This window comes from Halomonas sp. DQ26W (genome assembly GCF_003339685.1).
GTDB lineage: Bacteria > Pseudomonadota > Gammaproteobacteria > Pseudomonadales > Halomonadaceae > Halomonas.
Window position 1 is genome coordinate 1 of sequence record NZ_QPKI01000002.1, and the last position, 24,535, is coordinate 24,535.

The following is a 24,535-nucleotide window of genomic DNA, read 5'->3' on the forward strand; positions in this document are numbered from 1 at the left end:
AAGGATGCCGTATAGACCCAGGTCGCGCCTACACATTCAGCAAGATCGGTGACGGCAAGATCTTCATCACGCCACTGGAACAGGTGATTCGCATCCGCACCGGCGAAACCGGCAAGGATGCAGTGTAGTAAGAGAAAATAGGCGGCGCCGAACCAAAAAAAGATCTTCACACTTTGGCGTGAAATGGCAAGGGAAGTCATGGCCGCGCTGTAGGAGTATCTTCAGATCACGACTGGAGGCCGAAGGACTCCCGGCGGCGTTACCGATGGTCGCGGTTATTGCCAGCGCGGCAGCCTCCGCCGGGCGCCTATCGGCGCCAGTCGCGATGGGAACCAGCGCTCCAACAAGGAGCGCCTGCGTCACTGTCGTCGAGCCCCCTTCCGCAATGCAGCCTATGCAGAGCAGGTTCACGCCAAAATGCGCCGAACCAGAAAAAAACCACCTGCCTGCACAGGTGGTTTCTCCGTCAGCGGCGGAATTTACTTCTCGACGAAGGCCCGCTCGATCACGTAGTCACCGGGCTCGCCCATGCGTGGCGAGATCTTGAACCCCAGGTCGTCGAGCAAAGCGCTGGTCTCGTCGAGCATGGCCGGGCTGCCACAGATCATGGCGCGATCCTGCTTCGGGTCCAACTGGGGCAGACCGGTATCCTCGGCCAGCTTGCCGCTGCGGATATGATCGGTTAACCGCCCCATGGTGTGAAATTCCTCACGAGTCACGGTGGGGTAGTAGACCAGTTTCTCGCTTATCTCGTCGCTCAGGTACTCGTGGGCCGGCAGCTGCTTCTGGATGAAGTCGGCATAGGCCAGTTCACTGACGCTGCGCACCCCGTGCACCAGCACGATCTTCTCATAGCGCTCGTAGGCCTCGGGGTCCTGAATCAGGCTCATGAATGGCGCCAGGCCGGTGCCGGTGGAGAGCAGATAGAGATTGCGGCCCGGAAGCAGGTCATCGGTCACCAGCGTACCGGTCGGCTTGCGGCTGACCATGATCTGATCGCCCACCTTGAGATGTTGCAGCCGCGATGTCAGCGGGCCATCCGGCACCTTGATGCTGAAGAATTCGAGGTGATCCTCGTAGTTGGGGCTGGCGATGGAGTAGGCACGCATCAGCGGCTTGCCATTCACTTCCAGGCCAATCATCACGAACTGACCGTTCTTGAAGCGAAGGCTGCGCTCACGAGTGGTTCGGAAACTGAACAGGGTGTCGTTCCAGTGGTGGACGCTGAGGACATCTTCCAGGGCAAACTTGCTCACGACTGGCTCCTTGATATTCCATTGGCGAATAACGTCGCCGTTAAAGCAATGATGGTAATTCTAAGCGTTCGCTTCATATCTGTTAAATGGGTAGTTTGGATAAAGCTTATCTATAATATGGATATATTGCTGCCTGGAGCCCTGTCATGCGCTATACCCTACGCCAACTGGAAGTGTTCGTTGCCGTCGCGCAACACGAGAGCGTGTCCCACGCCGCCCGGGTACTCTCGCTGTCGCAGTCGGCGGCCAGCACCGCTCTCTCGGAACTCGAGCGGCAATTCGATTGCCAACTGCTCGACCGTATCGGCAAGCGCCTGAAACTCAATGCATTGGGCTTCCAGCTCTTGCCCAAAGCGGTGGCCCTGCTCGACCGGGCCGAGGAAATCGAAGAACTGCTGCGCGGCCAGCGAGGTATCGGTTCGCTGGACGTAGGGGCGACGCTAACGATCGGCAACTATCTTGCCACGCTGTTGATCAGCGATTTCATGCAGCGCCATCCTGACAGCCGGGTACGACTCCAGGTGCGCAATACCAGTGCCATTATCGAGCGCATCGTGCATCACGAACTTGATCTGGGACTGATCGAGGGCGATTGCCAGCATGAGGACGTGGTGATGCAACCCTGGGTGGAGGATGAACTGGCGGTATTCTGCTCGCCGCGTCACCCACTAGCTCATATCGGTGAGGTGGACATGGACAAGCTGCTGCGGGCCGACTGGATCATGCGCGAGCAGGGCTCAGGCACGCGTCTCACCCTGGAGCAGGCTACCCGCCACCGCCGCGGGCGCTTCAATATCCTGCTGGAGCTGGAACATACCGAGGGGATCAAGCGAGCGGTGGAGTCGGGACTGGGGATCGGCTGTATCTCGAAACTGGCGCTGCGTGACGCCTTTCGCCGCGGCAGCCTGGTGCCGATTCCCACGCCGGATCTGGACCTGAGCCGGCAGTTCGCCTTTATCTGGCATCGCCACAAGTATCTTGCCACCGGGATGCGCGAATTCCTGCGGCTGTGTCGCCAGATGACGGAAGGGATTCAGCGAAGCGATGAGATCGATCTGCCTTCGGTACCCTGAACGCTCCCCGTCACTGGCGCAGCTTGAAGCCCCCGATCACACCGGCAAACCGGTCTGCCCCGTCACCTCAGCAACCGCCATCGATAGGGCATTGGCTTCCCAGGTCGCGTACAGGGCGTCACAACCGAAGACACCCGGCTCCCAGCCGATGAAGGCATCGAGCAGCGAGCGGTTGACGAATGGACTTGAGATGCATAGGCGCTCTCGCTGACGGAAGAAGACGGGAGACGTCAGCGCATGTCGCTGACCGCTTGCTGAATGTTCTCCAATCCAGACTTACTAAGGTCCTTGGCAAGGGTATGAATTATCAGCTTACGAGTGGGGGCATCCAACTCATCACGCAGTAGACCGAGAAACTTGGGAGGAGCAACGAGAATCAGCCTGTCCATGAGATTCTCGACTCGGGCCCGGTAGATCCGCTCAGCCACCTGCTTGGCAAAGAGTTGGTCTTCGTGCTCGGAAGCGACACCTTCACGATAAGAGGAGCGTGAGCCGGGCCCTCTGGATTCCTGCACATCGGCGCCACCATCCGTCACCAGATCTCCCTCATGCAGCCTACCTGCCGGATGCACGAGGCTTTCCTTCTCCTCCAGTTTGAGGGCGTCACGCGTGAAGACGCGAGCCCGTGCTGCATCGGCCACCACGATATACGTTGTCATAGCCTCTCCTTGATACGAGTTTACGAGAGCGCCCACCGTGGGGCATGCTCCCCTCCTCTTCAACATGGCAAGGTGGCCCCCCCGGGTCAAACCATCAGGGGCAGCACCTAGATGACCTTGCGCCGCAGAACGCTGGTGATGGCTTCACCGATCAGCACCAGCACAATGATGGCGATCAGGATGGTCGCCACGGTGGGCCAGGCGAAGGTGTCGATCGCTCCCTGCAGGATCACGCCGATGCCACCAGCACCCACCAGCCCCAGCACCGTAGACTCGCGGATGTTGATGTCCCAGCGCAGGATGACAATGGCGAAGAAGGCCGGCATCACCTGGGGCACGACGGCATAGGCAATCACCTTGAGCTTGGAGGCACCGGTGGCCTCCATGGCCTCCACCGGGCGCCGGTCGATTTCCTCGATCGCCTCGCCCATCAGCTTGCCGATGAAACCGATTGAACGAAACATGATCGCCAGTATCCCCGCCAGCACACCGGGGCCGAAGATCGCTACGAACAGCAGAGCCCAGATGATGGTATTCACCGAACGGCTGGAGACCAGGATGAATCGCCCTAACCATAGGCAGGCGCGGTTGGGGGTGGTGTTCTGGGCGGCGATGTAGGAAACCGGCAAGGCGATGAAAATCGTCAGCATCGTCGCCAGCGTGGCGATATGTACCGTCTCGATCAGCGCATTGACGATACTGCCCAGGCCGCGGGGGTCCGGGGGCCACATGCGCGCACCCAGGCTCGAAATCTGGTTTGGTGCATCCCACACCCAGGGCCAGAAAATATCGATATCGCGAACCGCCCAGTAGACCACCATCATGGTCACCAGCAGGACGGCGTAGCGGATCAGTCGCTCCTTGCGCTCATAGCGCTGCCAGACACGATCAGCGAGGGCGGAGGCTTGATCTACCATATTTTTTTCCTCACCCAGCCGCTGATGCCTTCACTGACCAGGATCACCGCGATGATGATCAACAGAATCGCGAAGGCGAAGTCGTAATCGTAGCGCCCGAAGGCGTTCATCAGGGTACCGCCGATTCCCCCAGCACCAACGATCCCCACTACCGCAGAGGCACGCAGGTTGCTGTCGAGCTGATACATCGAGAGACCCACCTGGCGTGGCAGGATCTGAGGGAAGACCGCGTAGACGAGGATTGAGAAATAGCCCGCTCCGGTGGCCTTCATCGCCTCGACCTGACCCCAGTCGATTTCTTCGATCTCCTCGGCCAACAGCTTGCCGACAAAACCGATCGAGTAGACGGTCAGAGTCAGGATACCGGCCAGCGGGCCAAAGCCCACTGCCGCCACGAAAAGAATGGCCACGATCACCGGGTGGAAACTGCGAGACACGATGATCACCGAGCGCCCGAAATAGTAGATGGGCTTGGGTACGACGTTCTTAGCCGCCATGACCGCAAAGGGGATCGACAGCATGACACCCAGCAGGGTTGCCAGGATGGCAATCTGGAAACTCTCCTTGAACCCGGTGAGCAGCAGGCCACCGCGCTCGAAGCTCGGTGGAAAACCCCCGCCGAAGATACGTGCCGCCCGCGGTAGCCCATCGGCGATACGGTCCCAGTTGAACGGCAGGGTGGCAAAGGCCCAGATTAGATAGATCACCACCATCAGCCACAGGCCGTAGCGCAGTAATGGGCTGGCGATGAACGGCGGCTTGCGCCAGGTCCTGGGCCCCGGGTGCGTGCCGGGGATGTCAGATCTGGTCATTGGAGACCCCCTTTTCACCCTGTTTCGGGCTAGCGCCGGGCTGCTCGGTGATCTCCTCGTCGTGTGCCTCGATGCCGCCATAGATGGCGTCCAGGGCATCTTTGTTGAAATCGCTAGGCGCACCGTCAAAGATCATCTTGCCATGGCGCAGGCCGACGATGCGCTCGGTGTAGGTCTTGGCCTGTGCGACATTGTGGATATTGATCAGCACCGGCAACGATAGCTCACTTGCTAGGCTCTGCAGCAGCTTCATGATCTGCTCGGAGGTCCGCGGGTCGAGCGATGCCGTCGGCTCATCAGCCAGCAGGATCTCGGGCTCCTGCATCAGCGCCCGCACGACGCCGACCCGCTGACGTTCGCCACCGGAAAGCTCGTCGGCTCGCTTGTTAGCGTAGTGGGCGATGCCTACCCGCTCCATGAGCGTGAAGGCACGTTCGATATCCTCCCGAGGGTAACGCCTCGAGATGGCCTGGTAGAGGCTGACGTAGCCGAGCCGGCCCGCCAGCACGTTCTCCATCACGGTCAGGCGGTCGATCAGGTTGAAACCCTGGAAGACCATGCCGATCTTGCGCCGGGCCCGACGGAGCGCTGCCCCTCTCAGCTTGACCAGTTCATTGCCGTTTAGCCGGATCGAGCCCGAGGTCGGCTCAACCAGTCGATTGATACAGCGCAGCATGGTGCTCTTTCCCGCCCCCGATGCGCCAACGATGGAGACCACACTGCTGCCCTTCACCACGAGATCCAGCTCTTGCAGCACAGGTTCGTCATTGCCGTAGCGCTTGACCAGCTTGGAGATTTCCAGCATCCATCCACCTCGCTATGCAGAAAACCGGCCCCCGGGCAGCGGCCGGGGGCTCACACCTTCTCGAACAGGAAACCCGAAGGACTGTCTGGCTATTCCTGATCCAGGTCTTCGCGGGTATAGCGAACGTTGTTGGCCTGCTGGATGGTGCGGATCACCTGCCAGTGCTCCTCGTAGTTGATGGGGATGAACTTTTCCACGCCCTCAAACTCCTCGCCCAACGCAGTGCCGACGAAATCAAAGGAGAAGAAGGCTTCCTCGATCTTCTCGACGAGGTCGGGATGCAGGTTGTGGGCATAGTTGTAGGAGGTGGTCGGGAAACGGTCCGACTCGTAGATGATCTTGACGTCTTCCTCATCGTAGAGGCCGCGGGCGGCCATCCGCTCGACCACCTCGGATGCCACCGGGGCGGCGTCATAGTCGCGGGCCACCACGCCGAGCATCGACTGGTCATGGCTACCAGAATAGACCACTTGGTAATCCTCGTCGGGCACGATACCAAGGTCCGGGAACAACGCACGGGGTGCCAGGTTGCCGGAGTTGGAGGTAGGGGAGGTGTGCGCCACCCGCTTGCCCTTGAGGTCCTCCATGTCATCGATACCGGAATCGACGTGGGTATAGACCTGCAGGGTATAGCCGAACTGGCCGTCATCGGAGCCCATCAGGGCGAACGGCACCGCACCGGCCAGGTTCACCGCAAAGGGCGTCGGTCCGGTAGAGAAACCGGCGATATGCAGCCGCCCGCTGCGCATGGCCTCGACCTGTGCGGAGTTGGACTGCACGGCGAAGAATCGCACGTTGCGCTCGGTCACCTCTTCCAGATGATCGATGAACGGCTGCCAGATATCGGAGTAGATAGCCGGGTCTTCCACCGGGGTATAGGCAAAGATCAGCGTATCGGGATTGGCCAACTGAGACTCGTCAACTGGCCGGTCGGCGACCATGTTGCCCTCTTCATCACAGTAGAGATCGTCCAGGTCGCCACGCGGGCAGTCGGCATGTGCCTGGGCCGACATGAGCATGGCCAGGGGCAGCAGAGAAGAGAGGGCAAGCGTGGCCAGGGGGTGCTTATTGGTGATGCTGTATGCTTTCATGGCGTGACTCACTTTGCGTGCGTTGTTATTGAGACGTTCGAGAGACCTTCCGATGCAAGAGGTCTTGTAGGTCGCTCATTTGGTTGATCGAAATCGAACATATTGCCGTACGTGATGATCATTATCGAAACTACAGATTAATCTAGGTAGTATGACGCCAGCATGTCAAACAGATTCCTCAACGCCGCGGCACCGCGGCGCAACCAATACCTCCTGATGCGGCACGGCCATAGCCAGGCCAATGCCACGGGGCTGATTGTCAGCACACCTGAATGCGGCCTGACGGCCTTCGGTCTCTCCCCCTGGGGTGTCTCCCAACTGGACACACTGCTCGCCGACTGGAGCTGGCCAACACCTACGCGGATTTACCATTCGGACTTTCTGCGCACCACCGAGACCGCCGCTCTGGTGGCAACCCATTTCGGGCTGCCGCTGCAGCGCGAGACCCGCCTTAGGGAAAGGAACTTCGGCGACTTCGAAGGCCGGGGGGATGATCGATACCCCCAGGTCTGGACGCTGGACGCACGCAACGCGGAGCATATCGAGCACGGGGTAGAGAGCGTGGCCAGCGTGGCTGACAGGATGCTGGAAGTGATCGAGTCGCTGGAGCAGGCTTTGGACGGGGAAACGGTGCTTCTGGTCAGCCATGGCGATCCGCTACAGATACTTCTGGCGTGCCTGGAGGGCAGGCCGCTAAGCCGGCACCGGGATCGCAAGCCGCTGGCTCCCGCCAGTTTGACCGTGCTGCCGTGAGCCGAGCGTGACGATAGCTGTCAACAACGGCTGCACCTGGCCAGCATCTGAGGTAGCATTCTGCATAGCCGGGCATGGAGGCCGGTGAGATTCATCGTGCCGCGATGTGCACTCTACGCAAGGACCCCACGATGCAACAATTCCTGTTTCCCCGACGTCCACTCTCACGCGGCACGCTGATTTTCTGCCATCTGCTACTCCAGTTGGGTCTGTTGACCACCGCTGCACTCTGGTTGATGCCACGCATCCCGGGGCTGGCGTCAACCGACTGGGTAACGGCCTGGCCGGCCCTGGCACTCGGTAGTGGACTCTGGCTGCTGGGGGCCATGACGTTGCGCCTGCTCGCAGAGCTATGGCTGCTACCCCATCATCTCAACGGCCGGCCGGGCTTCGCGCCAGGCGACGTCATGACGCGCTCCTTCGAGCGTCGGCCTGCGGTACATGCCGAGGATGCCGCCTGGACCAGCGAGGCACGCCACCTGGAGACAGAAGCCAGCGTGTTAGGCAGCGCCCGGGTCACCCGCCCCGCAGCACCTTTAAAGCCACCACGTACTGCCAGTTGATACAGCCCCAGGCCAGGGTCCTCCCATGAAGTGGCTCTCATTGCCGAGAAGCAGATCAGCAGGGCCCGCGCCGCAGGCGCCGAGACGGTATCACTCAATGGCCGAGTATCTGGCTGAGAAACAGCTGGGTACGCTCGGACTGGGGGTTATTGAAGAAGGGCTCCGGCGCGTTCTCCTCGATGATCTGTCCCTGATCCATGAAGATTACCCGGTCGGCCACGGTCTTGGCGAAGCCCATTTCGTGGGTAACACAGAGCATGGTCATACCCTCGTTGGCCAACTCGACCATGACGTCGAGTACCTCCTTGATCATTTCCGGGTCGAGCGCAGAGGTCGGCTCGTCAAACAGCATCACTTCGGGATGCATGCATAGCGAGCGGGCAATGGCGACCCGCTGCTGCTGGCCACCCGAGAGCTGCCCCGGATACTTGCGTGCCTGCTCGGCGATCTGCACCCGCTCGAGATAGCGCATGGCTAGCGCCTCGGCCTCGCGGCGCGGCTGCTTCTGCACCCACATGGGTGCGAGACAACAGTTCTCGAGCACAGTCAGGTGGGGAAAGAGATTGAAGTGCTGGAACACCATGCCCACGCTGCGACGGATCTGCTCGATACGCTTGATATCCTGGGTCAGCGGAACACCCCCGACCACAATCTCGCCCTGCTGATGCTCTTCCAGATGATTGATGCAGCGAATCAGCGTCGATTTGCCCGAACCCGAGGGGCCGCAGATGACGATACGCTCGCCACGCTTTACCTCGAAGTCGATATCGCGGAGCACGTGAAAATCGCCGTACCACTTATTGACGCCGCGCATCTCGACCATGGGTGTCTCGGTGCCGGCCTGGGTTGCCTGATCATTCATTGTTTTCGTTCCTTATCTTTTATGGCCGGTGTGAAGCTTCCGCTCGAGATACTGGCTGTAGCGCGACATGCTGAAACAGAAGACCCAGAACATGAAGGCGGCAAAGACATACCCCTCCAGGGCAAAGCCCAGCCAGCGGGAGTCGGACAGGGCCGCCTGGACGATACCCAGCAGGTCAAAGAGCCCGATGATCATGACCAGGGTGGTGTCCTTGAACAGCGAGATGAAGGTATTGACGATACCCGGGATCATCATCTTCAAAGCCTGGGGCAGCACGATCAGGCCCATGCGCTTCCAATAGCCCATACCCAGAGCCGCCGCAGCCTCTTCCTGACCCCGTGGGATCGCCTGCAGGCCACCCCGGATCACCTCGGCCATGTAAGCACTCTGGAACAGAGTGATACCGATGAAGGCGCGGATCAGACGGTCGACGCTGACCCCGGTGGGCATGAACAGCGGCAGCATCACCGAGGCCATAAACAGCACCGTGATCAGCGGTACGCCGCGCCAGAACTCGATGAACACCACACAAAAGCTCTTGACGATGGGCATCTGCGAGCGCCTGCCCAGTGCCAGCATGATGCCGATGGGCAGGGCGCCCACCATGCCCACAACCGCCAGCACCAGGGTCAGCATCAGCCCCCCCCAGCGGTGGGTCTCCACCACGCGCAGACCGAAATGCCCACCGTAAAGCAGGAAGTAGGCCAATAGCGGGAAGCCCACCAGCGTCACCAGTGCTACCCAGCGCTTGTAGGGCAGCCGCGGTATCGCCAGCCAGGCGATCAGCCCGGCGAAGACAGCGAAGGTCAAATTGACCCGCCAGATCTCACTGCCCGGATAAAGCCCATAGATGAACTGGCCGAGACGGGCGTTGACGAACACCCAGCAGGCGCCCTCCCGGGAGCAGTCTTCACGGCTGGTGCCGATCCAGTCGGCATTGATGAAGGCCCACTGAATCGTCGGCGTCAACAGGATGTAAAGCAGGTAGAGCCCCAGCAGGGTGAATATCGTATTCACCGGACCGCTGAAAAGGTTGTCACGCAGCCAGGCCACCGGGCCAACGGTGTTCTTGGGTGCGGGGCGCTCCCCGATCATCTTTGTTTGAATTGTCATGGCGCTCTCCTAGCGTTCCACCAGCGCCACGCGGGCGTTGAACCAGTTCATGAACATCGACACCAACAAGCTGATGGTCAGGTAGACCGCCATGGTCATGGCTATCACCTCGATCGCTTGTCCCGTCTGGTTGAGCGTGGTCCCGGCGAACACCGAGACCAGATCCGGATAGCCGATGGCGGTGGCAAGCGAGGAATTCTTGATCAGGTTGAGGTACTGACTGGTCAGCGGCGGAATGATGACCCGCATGGCCTGGGGCACCACCACCAGGCGCAATACCAGATTGCGCGGCAGGCTTAGCGCCTGGGCGGCCTCGGTCTGGCCATGGGAGATCGCCTGGATGCCCGAGCGAACGATCTCGGCAATGAACGAGGCGGTATAAATTGACAGTGCCAGCCACAGCGCCAGAAATTCGGGGATGATCGTGATGCCACCGCGGAAGTTGAAGCCGGTCAATTGCGGCACATCCCAGGTCACCGGTACGCCGGTGGCGACGAGTACCAGCAGCGGCAGGCCAAGAATCAGCCCCAGCGAAATCCAGCCCGCGGGAAAACGCCTGCCCGTAGCCTCGTGGCGACGCTTGTTCCAGACCACCAAGGCGATGCTGGCCGCCACGGCTATACCCAGGGTCAGGGGAATCAGTCCGAAGCCCGATTCGAACAGCGGCTCGGGCAGGTAGAGTCCGCGTACGTTGAGGAAGAGCACTTCGCCCAGCGACAAGCTGTCGCGGGCACTCGGCAAGGTCCGTAACACGGCGAAGTACCAGAAGAAAATCTGTAGCAGCAGCGGTATATTGCGGAAAATCTCGATATAGGCATTGGCCAGGCGGGCGATCAGCCAGTTGGGTGAAAGCCGGGCGATGCCCACGGTAAAACCGATGATCGTCGCCGCCAGCACCCCTAGCGCCGAAACCAGCAGGGTATTGAGCAGCCCGACCACGAAGGTGCGGCCATACGTGCTCTGGGAGGAGTAATCGATCAGGCTCTGGACGATGCCGAAGCCGGCCGTATTGTTCAGGAAACCGAAGCCGGTCGTGATACCACGAGCGGCCAGGTTGGCTTGGGTATTGCCGACGATATAAAGCAGGAAGGCGACCACTGCAGCAATCAGCAATACCTGGAAGATCAATGCGCGCTTGGCGCGATCACGCCAGAAAGGCGGTTTTGGGCCCACTGGATGGGCCTGGGGTCGAACGGACATGAAGGGACTCTCCGCCTGGATCCGTCAAGCAGGTATCAAGCCCCGGCCCGGGATAGCCAGGCCGGGGCATAACAAGACACGAGGCGGTGACGCCCCGGACGGTTTGATCAGCGGATCGGCGGTGCGTACTGAATGCCACCCTGAGTCCACAGGGCGTTGATGCCGCGCTCGATCTGCAGCGGGGAGTCCATGCCCACATTGCGCTCGTAGCTTTCGCCGTAGTTACCCACCTGGCTGATGATGTGATAGGCCCAATCGGCGCTCAGGCCCATGCCCTGGCCATAGTTGCCATCCACGCCCAGCAGGCGGGCGATATCCGGATCCTCGGTGCCGAGCATCTCGTCGACGTTGTCGCTGGTAATGCCCATTTCCTCGGCATTGAGCATGGCGAACAGCGACCACTTGACGACATTGAACCACTGGTCGTCACCCTGGCGCACGACTGGGCCCAGCGGCTCCTTGGAGATGACTTCCGGCAGGATCACCGAACCGTCGGGATCGGAGAGCTGGATGCGCAGTGCCGCCAGCTGCGAGGTGTCGGAGGTCAGCACGTCGCAGCGGCCGGCCTCATAGCCACCCACGGTCTGCTCAGAGGTATCGAAAACAATGGGGTCGAACTGCATGTCGTTGGCACGGAAGTAGTCGGCCACGTTCAGCTCGGTGGTGGTGCCGGACTGAACACAGACCGCCGCACCGTCGAGCTCCATTGAGCTGGAGACACCCAGGTCGCGATTGATCATGAAGCCGATACCGTCGTAGAAGTTCACGCCGGCGAAATTCAGGCCCAGGGTGGTATCGCGGGTGGTAGTCCAGGTAGTGTTGCGTGAGAGTACGTCCACTTCACCGGACTGCAGCGCAGTAAAACGCTCGACGGCATTCAGCGAGATATAGCGCACCGCCTCGGCGTCACCGAAGACAGCAGCGGCCACGGCACGACAGACGTCGACGTCAAGCCCCTGCCACTCGCCCTGGTCGTCCGGTGCGGAGAAGCCAGGTAGGCCGTCACTCACGCCGCACTGAACGGCACCGCGTTCAAGCGTATTCTCAAGTGTATCGGCAGATGCCGTAGCTGCCGCGCCCAGTGTCAAAGCCGCTGCGGAAGTCAGCAGTAGCCACTTGTTCTTGTTGTTCAACATATAAGAGATCTCGCTTGGTAAAAGGAATGTGAGGTCCATGCCTGAAGCATGTGCAAAGACCATAGCAAAGATCATTCCACAAACGCATCGTTGCAGGCATACCGTTTATTCAACGCTTCCAGGGCAGTGAATATGACCAGTTACTCGCCCCGTCGAGGGTCAGCCATGGCATTGACCGCCCCACACTGCACTAAGGTCGTGCATGTATTTATCTAACCGCACACGCAATCGCCCCGCAGACTGGGCCTGCGGGGCGATTGAGGTCACCTCATGCCGATCGGCTCAGCAAGGCGAGCCATCAAAGGCGAATCAAGTAGTCGAAGGCACCCAGTGCTGCCTTGGAACCTTCGCCCATGGCGATGACGATCTGCTTGTAGGGTACAGTGGTGACATCGCCGGCAGCGAAGATACCCGGCACCGAGGTCATGCCGTGATCGTCGACGATGATCTCGCCCCGCGGGGAAAGCTCGATCGACGAGTCGGTCAGCCACTCGGTGTTGGGCACCAGCCCGATCTGTACGAAAACCCCTTCCAGGTCGAGCCTGCGCAGCTCACCGCTCGACCGCTCCTCGTAGACGAGACCGTTGACCCGCTGGCCGTCACCTTTGACTTCGGTGGTCCTGGCTCCCTTGATCACCTTCACATTGGCCAGGCTGGCGAGCTTCTTCTGCAGCACGGCATCGGCACGCAACTCGTCCATGAACTCGATCAGGGTGACATGCTCGACCAGGCCTGCCAGGTCGATGGCCGCCTCGACGCCAGAGTTGCCGCCCCCGATCACCGCTACGCGCTTGCCCTTGAACAGCGGACCATCGCAGTGGGGGCAATAGGCCACACCCCTGTTGCGGTATTCGTCTTCGCCAGGCACGCCCATTTCACGCCAGCGGGCACCAGTGGCCAGGATCAGGGAGCGGCTCTTGAGCGAGGCGCCCGATTCGAACTGCACCGCATGCTCACCGCCGGGCTCAGTGGCCGGTACCAGCTTGACGGCACGCTGCAGTGGCATGATATCCACATCGTACTGCTTGACGTGCTCTTCCAGTGCAGCGGCCAGCTTGGGACCATTGGTCTGCGCAACTGAGATGAAGTTCTCGATGGCCATGGTATCGAGAACCTGACCGCCGAAGCGCTCTGTGGCAACCCCCGTACGGATACCCTTGCGAGCAGCATAGATGGCCGCTGCGGCACCGGCCGGGCCGCCGCCGATCATCAGTACCTCGTAGGCTTCCTTCTCATTGAGCTTGGCAGCCTCGCGCTTGGCGGCGCCGGTATCGACCTTGGCCAGGATCTGTTCGAGGCTCATGCGCCCCTGATCGAAGGGTTTGCCGTTGAGGTAAATGTTCGGTACCGACATCACCTCACGCTTCTCCACCTCGTCCTGGAACAGCGCGCCGTCGATGGCCACATGACGCACGTTCGGATTGAGTACCGCCATCAGATTGAGCGCCTGAACCACGTCGGGGCAGTTCTGGCAGGAGAGCGAGTAATAGGTTTCGAAGTTCAGCTCGTCGTCGAGGCTCTTGATCTGCTCGATCACCTCGTCGGATACCTTGGGCGGGTGCCCGCCGACCTGAAGCAACGCGAGTACCAGCGAGGTGAACTCGTGGCCCATGGGGATCCCGGCGAATACCAGGCCGGTATCCTCCCCGGGGCGGTTCAGTGCAAACGACGGGGCGCGCTCATCGTGCCCATCGCTACTCAGGGTGATCTTGTCGCTCAAGCCGGCGATCTGCTCCAGCAGCTTGAACAATTCCCTAGATTTGTCGCCGTCATCGAGGGATGCGACGATCTCGAACGGTTGAGTGACCTTTTGCAAGTACGACTGCAACTGGCTTTTCAGAGTGTCGTCCAACATGACAGCGGATTCCTTGTGTCTGGCTCATGGAACAGGCATGACTCGACGCCCTGCGAGGCCAGGGGCCAGCGCACGTCGGGCCAGGGTCTTGGTCTTGAATCGCCCGGGCGGGGCACACCCGGGTTAAGGACGGGCGAAACCGGGGAACGGCCTCGCCACGATGTTGCTCAGGGAATTGTTGATTCATGTAGCGAGCGAAGAGAGGTTGGCCGCCGCCGGAGCACAGAAACCGAAGCCTATGCGGTACTAGGTGAGGATTTCGAGCACCGCCGGCGGCCAAGATATCGAGCGCAGCAATGAATCAGCGTTTCCTTAGATCTTGCCGACCAGGTCCAGGGAAGGCGACAGGGTCTCTTCGCCTTCCTTCCACTTGGCGGGGCAGACTTCGTTCGGGTTGGCGGCCACGTACTGGGCAGCCTTCACTTTGCGCAGCAGTTCTTCGGCATTTCGGCCGATGTTGCCGGCATTGATCTCGACGATCTGGATCTTGCCTTCCGGATCGATCACGAAGGTACCACGCTCGGCCAGACCGGCTTCCTCGATCAGCACCTCGAAGTTGCGTGAGATGGTCAGGGTCGGGTCGGCCAGCATCGGGTACTGGATCTTGTTGATCGTCTCGGAGCTGTCGTGCCACGCCTTGTGGGTAAAGTGGGTATCGGTGGAAACACCATATACCTCGACACCCAGCTTCTTGAATTCTTCGTAGTTGTCCGCCAGGTCACCGAGTTCGGTGGGGCATACGAAGGTGAAGTCGGCCGGATAGAAGAAGAAAATGTTCCACTTGCCCTTCAGGCTCTCTTCGGTGACGTCAATGAACTCGCCATTGTGGAAGGCAGTGGCTTTGAACGGCTTGACTTCGCTGTTGATCAGGGACATTCAGTAGTGCTCCTTGTCGTGGTTGATGATCCGAATACGAAACAGATGATAACCGCTGAACCACGATAGGCTAAATTGAATGAAGACATGGCGGTGATAAATTCCGCCTATGGACGACGAGTAACTTATTGAAACGACACTGCCTCTCCCTGGCGGTCGAGGGCCAGAAAGCTGTCGATATTGCCCATCTTGAGCGATTCGACCATCCGCTGAAGATGATGTTCGGTATCAGCGCTGGATGGTGGCTGCTGTCCGTTACCAGAGAGCGCCGCCACGAACACGATATCCCACTCGATACCGGTGTTGCGCGACTCCGCCACCAACGCCTCCATGTCGCTGAGCTCCTCGGGCGACTTGTCGACGCACAACGCCGGCGTCAAGACCCCGCCTTCCCCCTGCTCGAAGCGTTGGCGCTGCTCGACGGAGGCATTGTCCGGCAGCTCGGCACGGGTGAAGACGAACAGCAGCCGCTGCGGTTCCGGCTGCTGATTCGCCTCCTCCAGAAGATCGGCAAAACGGGAAATGGCCAAGATACTCCTCCAAGACTGGTCGCAACATCGCATTGGCGATGCCGATAATGAAACAGGCGCCGGCCAGGGGCAAGGCGCACCCGATACGATAGCGCATTCGGCATGGCGCTGCCCGTCCGCTCGGCATCAGCGGGAGGGCGCGAAATCGACGCGTAGACTCGCCTCGTCCAGCGGCCATACACCGGCATCGAGGGTATCCCCCTCGGCGTCCTGTAGCAGATAGCTACGGTGCTGATGATGTTTCAGCAATGCCACCAGCCGCTGCAGCTGGCCAGGTTCAGAGGCGCTCACGACCGCGACCCGGCTTTCCGGCAGCATCCACATCCGCCCCTCGCCCCGTACTGTCATGGCCGAAGGCGGCCCATCGAGAGCCTGTTCAGCCAGCCAGATGGCAACTTCATCGTCGCTGCCGAGTACCAGTAGCGGCGCCACGCCATCCAGCGACGGTTCCAGGCCATGGACCGGCAGTGACGGTGACAAGGCCACCAGCAGTGTCGTCACCACACCGGCCAGCCACATACGACCCGGCATTACTTTACTCATCATGTGACCGCGCTGGAAAGCGAGCCAGCACCTCCCGCTCATCGCCATTACGACGAATGTCCAGTGGCAACAGGGTACCCGGCCGCTGCTGGCGCACCAGGCCGGACAGGTCGGTAGGACGTGACAGGGGCTCTCCCGCGGCTCGCAGGATGATGTCACCCGCCTCGAGCCCCGCCTGTTCGGCCACGGAGCCTTCAAGGATGGAGTGTATTTCGACACCCGCTTCATGCGACGAGACATAGACGCCCAACTGCATGGGGGAGACTGCCTCAGACCCGCTGTCATCGAGGGCAAAGACCGCACGGGCCAAACCTTCCTGCGGTGTCTGGCACTCGTCTCCGCTCACTGACCAGGGCAACAGCGTCGCCTGGCTGTCGACGCCCAGGTCCATGAGCTGATGCGGCACGCCATGCTCGTATTGCAGATGCCCCTGGCCGATCAGGCCGACGACCAGGGCCGCCTTCTTTGCGACTTCCGCCAGGCCAAAAGCCATGGCCCGATCCCATACCAGCTGCGCCTGGATGAATCGCTCGAGCTCTTCCTCGTCGCCACGAGACGGATGCTGCGCATACACCTCCGCCAGCCGTTCGCGATAGGCTGCGAGTGGCTCTACCGGTGCAGTGATGCCAAGGCGCTCTGCTTCCGGTACCGCCTCCCAACCCTCCTCGACCAGCCGGCCACGCAGCTCCGGGGTCACGTTGACCGCCTTGAGCGGCACGCGATGAAGCCGGGCAAAGTGCAGGATGGGAAAATAGAGCGCCGGATCGAAGCCCCAGGCAGTGTGCCAGTGGCTCTCGTCGACGAATGCCTGCTCGCCGAGATCGCCCGCTACCCAGGCATCGAGTACCGGCTGCGCCTCCCTTGGCAACATCTCCAAGGCGATTACCATATCGGGCCGTAGAGAATGCAGGCCCGCCAGGGTATGCAGCTGCCAGCGATGATGATCCGCATTGTCGTGCCGCTCACCGAGCAGCACCACATCGCGCTCAGCCAGCTCGGCAAAGAGGGCATCCGGCGCCAACTGCTGCCCCCCGGGTTCGAGCCACTGCCCTGGAGCGGGACAGGTGGCGGCTTGGGCGGGAACCGCGCTGAGCGCAAACGCCCCTGCCAGGCAGGCGAGCATCGAGAGCCCTCTGCGGAAAGCGAACGGTAATGGCATCGAAAACTCCATGACGGTTTGACTTCCCCCATCATGGCGCATACGTCACGTCTTGGCAGCCATCTCGTACTCCGGCTGAGGACTCCCCCTGGCTTCACTGTCCAATTCCATCTACACCAGGGGCGCCGCAAATGCCGGCACCACCACGAAATGCTCCAGCTTCCCTCCTTTCATGGTTGTTCGGGAACCGAGGTTTGGATATCCTCTAGAAGAGCAACGAGCCCCTGAAGGCCAGTCATCGGCAGACTTACGAATTGGTCTGGCCTGTTCGCCACTCAAGGCACTCCGTTCATAACCTGGGTTATTGAATAGATGAGCTCTTCGAGCGAACTTCAAAGATTGGTGCTCGTTCTGGTGTAACTTGCCACAGCAGACCAGGCACTGTCTGAAAAGTCGGTGAGCGATGTCCAGACAAGGCAAAATCAGCGAAACGACGGGTCCTGAACGAAATCACCAGAACCTTGGTCATCAAGATTCTGGTGATTCAAGATATGGTAACGGGCGCGCAGCCGCTATCAAGAAAATTCAATTGGCACCTGGGGTAATCGCACATGACTGATTTTCCCTGACGATTTGGCTGGCACTAATCGCGTATCGGAACTCGTACTCAGCGCGCCCTTAACCCTGACTATTTTAACGACACATCTTTACCGACATATAATAGAGAGCCAATGAAGACAGAGCTACAGGAATTCGAAGAATCCATGCGCCGTCAAATCAGCGCCTTTCAAAATCCCAAAGAAGAAAAAAAGGGGCCGCGCCCCATGCCCGACAGGGGTGCGAAGTCGCCGGGGCAATCGGCCAGCTCCTACAAAACCGGCCATTTGGTCAGGCTCGCCGTACGCACCAGGGCACTCGAACAGGACAGCGTCTTCGAACACCATTCCAGCAGCATTTCCAAGCTAGAGGCACAGCTAGAAGCCGAAAAGGCAGCCAAGAAAGCCGGCTATCCGATCATCGGCCATCTTATCGAGATTCGGCGCCTGTAACCTTTCTAACGGCTCAGAAAGCGACCTGATAGTTGATGACTGCCGCGCTATCCGAGCGGGCGGCGCGATCATGCCCCGGCTCCAGCGTGTGGCTCAAGTTGAGCTGCAGGACACCGCGCTTACTTGCCTGGAAACGGTAACCCAATTCGATATCCTGCTGTCGCCCGGAGGGGGCCAGGTCAGCCGTGCGCTCTTCATGTATCACCCGTCCATCCAGTGTGCGACCCACCGGCACCGATAGCGTCACCGTCGCGTCGCTGATCCGCATCGGCTGACGATATGCCAGCGCAGCGCTGTGGCGCGACCCTGACCATTGCACGCCCATGCCAAGCTCATCGGTTCGTATCTTGTCGATGTGCTGGATGAAGCCACTACTGCCCTGCACCTCACCCTGGCCACGCTCATAGTGGGCAAACGCCTGCCACTGCCCACCCAGGTTGGCATCGATGGCGAGACCGCTGAAGGCGGTGCGGTTACGCTCGCCCAGCGAAAGCGCGCCACTTCCCTGACCGCCAAGTAGCCCATGCGACTCCTCGAGGGAGCCCATGGTAGCGGTGATCCCGAAGCGATCCGAGGCGCTCATGCGCAGCCCGAAATCCGTCCGCGCTGCCTGGTAGGCCCCACCCAGATGCCGCCTTCCCTTGACCGCGTCGCCAGACCAGTGCTTGGCCACGAGATCCAGACCACCGATCAGAGGATATTCGGTGCGCAGTCCCATGACGGTTTCCAGGGGGCCGGTCAACTCGGAGCCAGCCTGGAACGAAAGCAGCGGCATGAACCCCGACTCTCCGTACGCACTCAGCGGGTCCACTTCGTTGCCGCCGAACTGGAAAAGCGTCCAGTCGCTCTTGCCCAGGCTGCCATCCAAGCGGCTCGATAGGGTCTCACCATGGCCGTTGACACGCGAAGTGAACCGAAACATACCCATGTTGCTTTCGATCTCCTGGCGCTGCTGCGGTGAGGAAGCCGAAATACGCTCCAGGTTCGTGCGCAACACCTTCCGGCGCTGTTCGCGGTAGCCGCTGTGCTGTGACAGGTCGATACGATAGTCCCGCCCAAGGTCGTCGAATGCTGCCACGCCCTTCAGTACGCCACTCTGAGCAAGACTATCGCCATAGGCAGCGGAAAGCTGTGCGAAACTCTCGCCTGGCGAGTGGGAGTCACCGTCGATATAGGTGCCTGCCGCCAGCGCCAGTGAACCATCCGGCTCCAGTGCAACCCCTATGTCCGCTTCACCCTGACCCAGATAGTAGAAGCCGCAGTCCACGCTGCCGTCACTTCCACAGCTGGTATCGCCATAAAGGGGCGAGCTTTGATCGGCCGTCTCCAGTAGTCGCTTCGATACCGTGGCTGCATCCAGATGGGGCCAGAGTTCGATCATGGCAGCGGCATACTGGGCTACCTGTGGCGCCGCTATCGACGTCCCCCCCCAGGTAGCGTAACTGGCATCATGCTTGGCGGTGGCTGCGGTTGTTGCCCACGGGGCCGTCAGAAAGCGCGCCTGCCAGTCGGCGTCTGCCCCAGGGTGATTGCTCTGCTCCTTGAGCACGATTTCGCCATCCTCGTTGAGTGTTGAGCCACCCACGATGAGCATCCGAGCATAGATGTCCTCGTACTGATGTATCGGGTTGGACGACGTCAGTGTCTCGCCATCGTTCCCCGCCGAGACAACATAGATCGAGCCGAGGCCGTCATTGCTGGTCACGATGCGCTGAAGTGAATCCAGCGATGATACGCCCAGATAAGAGGAGGACTCGGCAGGTGCATGGTAGCGCCCGCCCCAACTGTGATTGATCACCCGGGCACCTTCGTCAGCCAGGTAACCGACGCTGTAGTCCAGCACGCTGACGGTGGCCCGGCCCGGAAAGTCAGGGCTGCTCACCTTGGCGAGGTAAAGCTGTGGCTCACTCGAGCCCAGGGTGGTCAAAGACGCCACTGCCGTACCGTGGTCCTCGTCACCACTGACGTCATCGCTGCCGTCCACCAGGTTGACGGTTGCGTAGAGCGCAGGGGCCAGCGTTTCATGAGTAATGCGAAAGCCGGTATCGGCAACGCCGACAAGGACAGAGCCCTCGTCACGAGGCAGGAGACTGGGATTCAACTCGGGTTCGTGAGTACCCTTGTCATTGGTCGGCTTGGTGCCACCACCACCACCACCACCGCCGCAGGCGGTCAGGGTCAGAATGGCAGCAGGCAGAATGAGGGTACTTACGAAACGGTAAATTAACATGGGTCGTCGCAGCGAGCGCTGCGGATCCTCCTTGCTTCAGTCGAACTAACCCCGGATCACGACCCGGGTACCGATGTTGAGCCAAGGGTCCAGTGCACGAATCTGGTAGTTGTCAACGGCCACGCATCCCTCGGTCCAGTCGAAGCTACGGTGCACATCAGGATCGCCGCTGCCCAAGCCATGCAAGCCGATCAGGCCGCCGAGAGCAGTGGTGTGCGGCGGCCTGCCAGTGCGTGCCCGGTAGGTCTCGATATAGTGGTACTCCTCTGGCGTTATCTTGCCGATCCGCAGTGCTTCGGAGGCCACCTCGGCATTGGGATAGTCGATACCAAAGAAGAGCTCGAAACGGGAAGCGCGGTTGATCCGGTCCACGCGGAACTCGCCCAGCGGTGTCATGGAGCTCCCCTTTGCCCGCAGCGGAGCCGCACCTCCTGCCCCATAGGCCAGGTGTTCGATTCGCTTCATCACGTACTCGCCACGATAGACGGTCACCAGGCGGCTCTTCAGGTCCACGTTCACCCAGATCTCATCCGACGCCAGGCCGGCCGGCATCGCCAAGGCATCGAGTGAGTGGAGGAACCCGGCTTGGGAAAAGACCGGATCCACACCATTTTCCTGTGTCGTGGATGAGTCGAAATTGGCTTGTGCCGCACCACTACCCATCATGGCCAGTGCCGCAACGCAAGCGGCCAACCAATGTATCGTCTTGTTCATTCTCCCCCCTGCCCAGAGCGGTATCGTTTTTTAGTTCTCGACAGGGGATTCTACCCATCTTTAATGCATAGCGTCTTGATTTACTTCAAGCCTGAGTGACACTTCAAATAACCATGAGGATTCACTAAAACAAGGATTATTGAAAACGCCATGACTCTGGTCTCCGTGCCTGGACCTCTTTAACACGTCAGCGGCGGGTGCGCCGAAGAGGAAGCGATCTCGCCTGGATCAGCCGTTCCGGCCAGGTCCCCGAGTATCGGGCAGCTCGGGCGATGGTCGCCCTGGCAATGTTCGGCCAGGTGCTGCAGGGTCTGGCGCATGGCGATCAGCTTCCCGATCTTGCTGTCCAACTCTTCAATATGAGCGTAAGCGACGGCCTTCACGTCCGAACTGGCGCGTTTGTCATCCCGCCACAGGGCGAGCAGGTTTGACATCTGCTCCACGGAAAACCCAAGGCTTCGCGCCCGCGCGATAAAGCGTAGTGCATGAATGTCCTTGTCGCTGAAGCTTCGATAGCCGGCTTCGGTCCTGCCAACCGAGGGAATAAGGCCAATGCTCTCATAATAGCGAATCATCTTGCCCGAGATGCCTGAGGCTTTTGCCGCTTCTCCGATATTCATCCGCTACCTCTCGCTTTTCTATATCAAGCCGGCACTATGGCGTTACACCATTGTTGCTCACATCATGCCTTGACCTTACAACGGTGGGAAGGTTTATGGTTGCCACACTAACAACTGCGGCACATGAGAGGAAGTCAGATCATGCAGCGCAACCCAGTCAGCCCGACAGGGTCGACCACCCAAAACGTTCCTGACACCCATGTCTCCTACTCCCTTGGCATCGAAGGCATGAACTGTGGTTCCTGCGTGGGCCGGGTCGAGAAGGCCATACTCGACGTAGCGGGCGTCGAGGATGTTTCCGTCAACCTGGCCACCCGGCGGGCTCAGGTGAGCTTTGCCAATAGCCAAGCGGATATCGCCGGTGTCGCCCGGGCGGTCAGTGCCGCCGGCTATCCTGCGATAACCGACACCATCGAGCTGGCGGTCAAAGGCATGAGCTGCGCCTCCTGCGTTGGTCGAGTGGAGCGCAAGCTCGCCGGCGTACCCGGTGTACTCGATGCCAACGTCAACCTCGTCACATCGACGGCAACCGTTCGCATCGTCGCTGATACCGCGACCCCGGACGTCCTGGCCAAGGCCATTGAGGATGCAGGTTTTGATGCCGAGGCGGTGGGTGATACGCAGGATCGCAGTGACCGTGAGCGCGAAGCACAGGACCAGGAGATCGGCGAGCTGAAGCGTGCCGTGACAGTGGCGGGCGTGCTCACCCTGCCCATTTTCGTGCTGGACATGGGCTCACACTTCATCCCCATGATGCATCACTGGCTGCAGATGAACGTGGGCCAGCAAAACCTCTACTTTCTCTTCTTCGTACTGGCTTCGGTGGTGCAGTTCGGCCCCGGCCTGCGCTTCTACAAGAAGGGCTGGCCGGCGCTGATTCGCGGCGGCCCGGACATGAACTCCCTGGTGATGCTGGGCACCTCTGCCGCCTGGGGCTATTCGGTCGTCGCCACTTTCCTGCCCCAGGTACTGCCGGCCGGCACGGTGAACGTCTACTTCGAAGCCTCGGCGGTGATCATCACACTGATACTCGTCGGCCGCTATTTCGAAGCCATTGCCAAGGGCCGGACCAGTGAGGCGATCAAGGCACTGATGAAGCTTCAGGCCAAGACGGCCCGGGTTGTCCGTGATGGCGAGGAAATGGAGATCGCCATAGAGGAGGTGCGTCGAGACGACATGGTGCTGGTACGGCCCGGCGAGAAGATCCCGGTGGATGGCCAGGTCACCGACGGCAGCTCTTTCGTGGATGAGTCCATGATCACCGGCGAACCCGTGCCGGTGCGTAAGGAAGCCGGTGCCGAGGTGGTAGGCGGCACCATCAACAAGGTGGGCAGCTTCACCTTCCGGGCCACCAAGGTCGGTGCCGATACCCTGCTGGCTCAGATCGTGCACATGGTCGAGCAGGCCCAGGGCTCGAAGCTGCCCATCCAGGCCCTGGTGGACAAGGTCACCAACTACTTCGTGCCGGCGGTGATCGCGGTGGCCCTGGCGACCATCGCCGTGTGGTTGATCTTCGGCCCGGGTCCCGCGCTGACCTTCGCCCTGGTCAATGGTGTGGCAGTGCTGATCATCGCCTGCCCCTGCGCCATGGGCCTGGCCACTCCCACCTCCATCATGGTCGGAACCGGCAAGGCCGCGAGAATGGGCGTGCTGTTTCGCAAAGGCGAAGCCCTGCAGTCGCTGCGTGATGCTACGGTCATCGCCCTGGACAAGACCGGGACCCTGACCAAGGGCCGGCCGGAGCTCACCGACCTGGTGGTGGCCGGTGATTTCGATGAGGCCGAGGTGCTGCAACTGGTGGCCTCCGTGGAGCGTCAGTCGGAGCATCCCATCGCCGAGGCCATCGTCAATGCGGCCAAGGCGCGCGGGATGGTGCTCGATTCCGGTCAACATTTCGAGGCCGACCCCGGCTACGGTGTCGCAGCAGAGGTCAATGGCCGCCGTGTCGAGGTGGGTGCTGACCGCTACATGCGCAAGCTGGGGCTGGACGTGGAGATCTTCGCCAGTGCCGCTCACCGGCTCGCCGACGAGGGCAAGAGCCCGCTGTATGCTGCCATCGACGGCCGCCTGGCGGCGATCATTGCCGTTGCCGATCCGATCAAGGCTTCCACGCCGACGGCCATTCAAGCCCTATACGCCGCAGGCCTGCAGGTGGCCATGATCACCGGCGACAATCGACGCACTGCCGAGGCCATCGCCCGCCGCCTCGGCATCGACAAGGTGGTGGCCGAAGTGCTGCCCGGCGGCAAGGTGGATGCGGTGAAAAGCCTGCAGGCCGAAGGTGGCGTGGTGGCCTTCGTCGGCGACGGCATCAATGACGCCCCAGCACTGGCCCAGGCAAACGTGGGGATCGCCATCGGCACCGGCACCGATATCGCCATCGAGTCCGCCGAGGTGGTGCTGATGTCCGGCGACCTGCGCAACGTGCCCAATGCCATTGCGCTGTCCCGTGCCACCATCCGCAATATCAAGCAGAACCTGTTCTGGGCCTTTGCGTACAACACGCTGCTGATTCCGGTGGCCGCCGGCGTGCTCTATCCCGCCTTCGGCATCCTGCTCTCGCCGGTCTTCGCCGCCGTGGCCATGGCCGCCTCGAGCATCTGCGTGCTCACCAATGCCCTGCGGCTCAAGGGATTCCGGCCACCGCTCACCATCGAAGCGGATGAGGCCAAAGCACCCGAGCAGCCGGTTCCGCAGGCTGCCTGAAACCCATCCGCCCCCGGGCATGGCGGGGGCGGATGGGCCGGATTGCGTGCACATCGAGTACCTGTGCGTGAGT

General features: G+C 60.7%; 24 protein-coding genes. 6 read left to right on the forward strand and 18 right to left on the reverse strand.

Annotation, left to right across the window (positions count from 1 at the left end; genetic code table 11):
- Nucleotides 1-128 (forward strand): P-II family nitrogen regulator (locus DU490_RS01110; RefSeq protein WP_309485726.1); only part of this gene is annotated, 128 nt, incomplete at its 5' end.
- A gap of 351 nt (nucleotides 129-479) precedes the next feature.
- Here DU490_RS01110 and DU490_RS01115 read toward each other — a convergent pair.
- The gene (locus tag DU490_RS01115) at nucleotides 480-1,256 is read right to left on the reverse strand and encodes a ferredoxin--NADP reductase (RefSeq protein ID WP_114572507.1); all 777 of its coding nucleotides are present in this window, start codon (nucleotides 1,254-1,256) and stop codon (nucleotides 480-482) included.
- Nucleotides 1,257-1,402: 146 nt separating this feature from the next.
- Between DU490_RS01115 and DU490_RS01120 the strand changes: the two genes are divergently transcribed.
- Entirely contained in the window at nucleotides 1,403-2,329 is a 927-nt protein-coding gene (locus DU490_RS01120; RefSeq protein WP_114572508.1) for a LysR family transcriptional regulator, read from the forward strand.
- 230 nt (nucleotides 2,330-2,559) lie between these two features.
- Here the strand turns inward: DU490_RS01120 and DU490_RS01125 are convergent, their stop codons facing one another.
- The 5 genes from DU490_RS01125 to phnD form a co-directional block, all read right to left on the reverse strand.
- The gene (locus DU490_RS01125) at nucleotides 2,560-2,988 is read right to left on the reverse strand and encodes a host attachment protein (RefSeq protein WP_114572509.1); all 429 of its coding nucleotides are present in this window, start codon (nucleotides 2,986-2,988) and stop codon (nucleotides 2,560-2,562) included.
- A gap of 107 nt (nucleotides 2,989-3,095) precedes the next feature.
- Nucleotides 3,096-3,905: a phosphonate ABC transporter, permease protein PhnE gene (phnE, locus tag DU490_RS01130; protein ID WP_114572510.1), complete on the reverse strand. Its 810-nt coding sequence runs from the start codon at nucleotides 3,903-3,905 to the stop codon at nucleotides 3,096-3,098.
- Nucleotides 3,899-4,717: a phosphonate ABC transporter, permease protein PhnE gene (phnE, locus tag DU490_RS01135; RefSeq protein WP_114572511.1), complete on the reverse strand. Its 819-nt coding sequence runs from the start codon at nucleotides 4,715-4,717 to the stop codon at nucleotides 3,899-3,901. Before phnE (DU490_RS01135) ends, phnE (DU490_RS01130) begins: the two co-directional genes overlap by 7 nt.
- Complete coding sequence (gene phnC, locus DU490_RS01140; RefSeq protein ID WP_114572512.1) at nucleotides 4,704-5,522, reverse strand: phosphonate ABC transporter ATP-binding protein; 819 nt, start codon at nucleotides 5,520-5,522, stop codon at nucleotides 4,704-4,706. The genes phnE (DU490_RS01135) and phnC overlap by 14 nt, the downstream gene beginning before the upstream one ends.
- An 89-nt stretch (nucleotides 5,523-5,611) precedes the next feature.
- Nucleotides 5,612-6,613, reverse strand: a complete 1,002-nt coding sequence (phnD, locus tag DU490_RS01145; RefSeq protein WP_114572513.1) for a phosphate/phosphite/phosphonate ABC transporter substrate-binding protein — start codon at nucleotides 6,611-6,613, stop codon at nucleotides 5,612-5,614.
- Nucleotides 6,614-6,775: 162 nt separating this feature from the next.
- Here phnD and DU490_RS01150 point away from each other — a divergent pair, with 162 nt between their 5' ends.
- Both DU490_RS01150 and DU490_RS01155 read left to right on the forward strand, forming a co-directional pair.
- Nucleotides 6,776-7,366, forward strand: a complete 591-nt coding sequence (locus tag DU490_RS01150) for a histidine phosphatase family protein (protein WP_114572514.1) — start codon at nucleotides 6,776-6,778, stop codon at nucleotides 7,364-7,366.
- Between the two features lie 131 nt (nucleotides 7,367-7,497).
- The gene (locus tag DU490_RS01155; RefSeq protein ID WP_114572658.1) at nucleotides 7,498-7,929 is read left to right on the forward strand and encodes a hypothetical protein; all 432 of its coding nucleotides are present in this window, start codon (nucleotides 7,498-7,500) and stop codon (nucleotides 7,927-7,929) included.
- 94 nt (nucleotides 7,930-8,023) lie between these two features.
- Here the strand turns inward: DU490_RS01155 and DU490_RS01160 are convergent, their stop codons facing one another.
- From DU490_RS01160 to DU490_RS01200, 9 genes are all read right to left on the reverse strand, one after another.
- Nucleotides 8,024-8,752: an amino acid ABC transporter ATP-binding protein gene (locus tag DU490_RS01160; protein ID WP_114572659.1), complete on the reverse strand. Its 729-nt coding sequence runs from the start codon at nucleotides 8,750-8,752 to the stop codon at nucleotides 8,024-8,026.
- Nucleotides 8,753-8,803: 51 nt separating this feature from the next.
- A complete protein-coding gene (locus DU490_RS01165) occupies nucleotides 8,804-9,904 on the reverse strand; it encodes an amino acid ABC transporter permease (RefSeq protein ID WP_114572515.1) in 1,101 nt (366 codons plus the stop codon).
- A 9-nt stretch (nucleotides 9,905-9,913) separates the two neighbouring features.
- Complete coding sequence (locus DU490_RS01170) at nucleotides 9,914-11,104, reverse strand: amino acid ABC transporter permease (RefSeq protein WP_114572516.1); 1,191 nt, start codon at nucleotides 11,102-11,104, stop codon at nucleotides 9,914-9,916.
- Between the two features lie 107 nt (nucleotides 11,105-11,211).
- Nucleotides 11,212-12,240, reverse strand: coding sequence for an amino acid ABC transporter substrate-binding protein (locus DU490_RS01175; RefSeq protein WP_114572517.1), 1,029 nt, complete (start codon nucleotides 12,238-12,240; stop codon nucleotides 11,212-11,214).
- Between the two features lie 298 nt (nucleotides 12,241-12,538).
- Nucleotides 12,539-14,095: an alkyl hydroperoxide reductase subunit F gene (gene ahpF, locus DU490_RS01180; RefSeq protein ID WP_114572518.1), complete on the reverse strand. Its 1,557-nt coding sequence runs from the start codon at nucleotides 14,093-14,095 to the stop codon at nucleotides 12,539-12,541.
- Nucleotides 14,096-14,407: 312 nt separating this feature from the next.
- The gene (gene ahpC / locus DU490_RS01185) at nucleotides 14,408-14,971 is read right to left on the reverse strand and encodes an alkyl hydroperoxide reductase subunit C (protein WP_114572519.1); all 564 of its coding nucleotides are present in this window, start codon (nucleotides 14,969-14,971) and stop codon (nucleotides 14,408-14,410) included.
- 125 nt (nucleotides 14,972-15,096) lie between these two features.
- The gene (locus DU490_RS01190) at nucleotides 15,097-15,501 is read right to left on the reverse strand and encodes a ribonucleotide reductase subunit alpha (RefSeq protein WP_114572520.1); all 405 of its coding nucleotides are present in this window, start codon (nucleotides 15,499-15,501) and stop codon (nucleotides 15,097-15,099) included.
- A 126-nt stretch (nucleotides 15,502-15,627) separates the two neighbouring features.
- Nucleotides 15,628-16,032: a hypothetical protein gene (locus tag DU490_RS01195; RefSeq protein WP_114572521.1), complete on the reverse strand. Its 405-nt coding sequence runs from the start codon at nucleotides 16,030-16,032 to the stop codon at nucleotides 15,628-15,630.
- 4 nt (nucleotides 16,033-16,036) lie between these two features.
- The gene (locus DU490_RS01200) at nucleotides 16,037-17,203 is read right to left on the reverse strand and encodes a ChaN family lipoprotein (RefSeq protein WP_258801096.1); all 1,167 of its coding nucleotides are present in this window, start codon (nucleotides 17,201-17,203) and stop codon (nucleotides 16,037-16,039) included.
- A gap of 671 nt (nucleotides 17,204-17,874) precedes the next feature.
- Here DU490_RS01200 and DU490_RS01205 point away from each other — a divergent pair.
- Nucleotides 17,875-18,192, forward strand: coding sequence for a hypothetical protein (locus DU490_RS01205; protein WP_114572523.1), 318 nt, complete (start codon nucleotides 17,875-17,877; stop codon nucleotides 18,190-18,192).
- 13 nt (nucleotides 18,193-18,205) lie between these two features.
- Here DU490_RS01205 and DU490_RS01210 read toward each other — a convergent pair whose 3' ends face one another.
- From DU490_RS01210 to cueR, 3 genes are all read right to left on the reverse strand, one after another.
- Nucleotides 18,206-20,422, reverse strand: a complete 2,217-nt coding sequence (locus DU490_RS01210) for a S8 family serine peptidase (RefSeq protein WP_114572524.1) — start codon at nucleotides 20,420-20,422, stop codon at nucleotides 18,206-18,208.
- A 45-nt stretch (nucleotides 20,423-20,467) separates the two neighbouring features.
- Entirely contained in the window at nucleotides 20,468-21,136 is a 669-nt protein-coding gene (locus tag DU490_RS01215; protein ID WP_114572525.1) for a L,D-transpeptidase, read from the reverse strand.
- Nucleotides 21,137-21,315: 179 nt separating this feature from the next.
- Complete coding sequence (cueR, locus tag DU490_RS01220) at nucleotides 21,316-21,756, reverse strand: Cu(I)-responsive transcriptional regulator (RefSeq protein ID WP_114572526.1); 441 nt, start codon at nucleotides 21,754-21,756, stop codon at nucleotides 21,316-21,318.
- 141 nt (nucleotides 21,757-21,897) lie between these two features.
- Here cueR and DU490_RS01225 point away from each other — a divergent pair, with 141 nt between their 5' ends.
- Nucleotides 21,898-24,462, forward strand: coding sequence for a heavy metal translocating P-type ATPase (locus DU490_RS01225; protein WP_258801097.1), 2,565 nt, complete (start codon nucleotides 21,898-21,900; stop codon nucleotides 24,460-24,462).
- The last annotated feature ends 73 nt before the right edge of the window (nucleotides 24,463-24,535 follow it).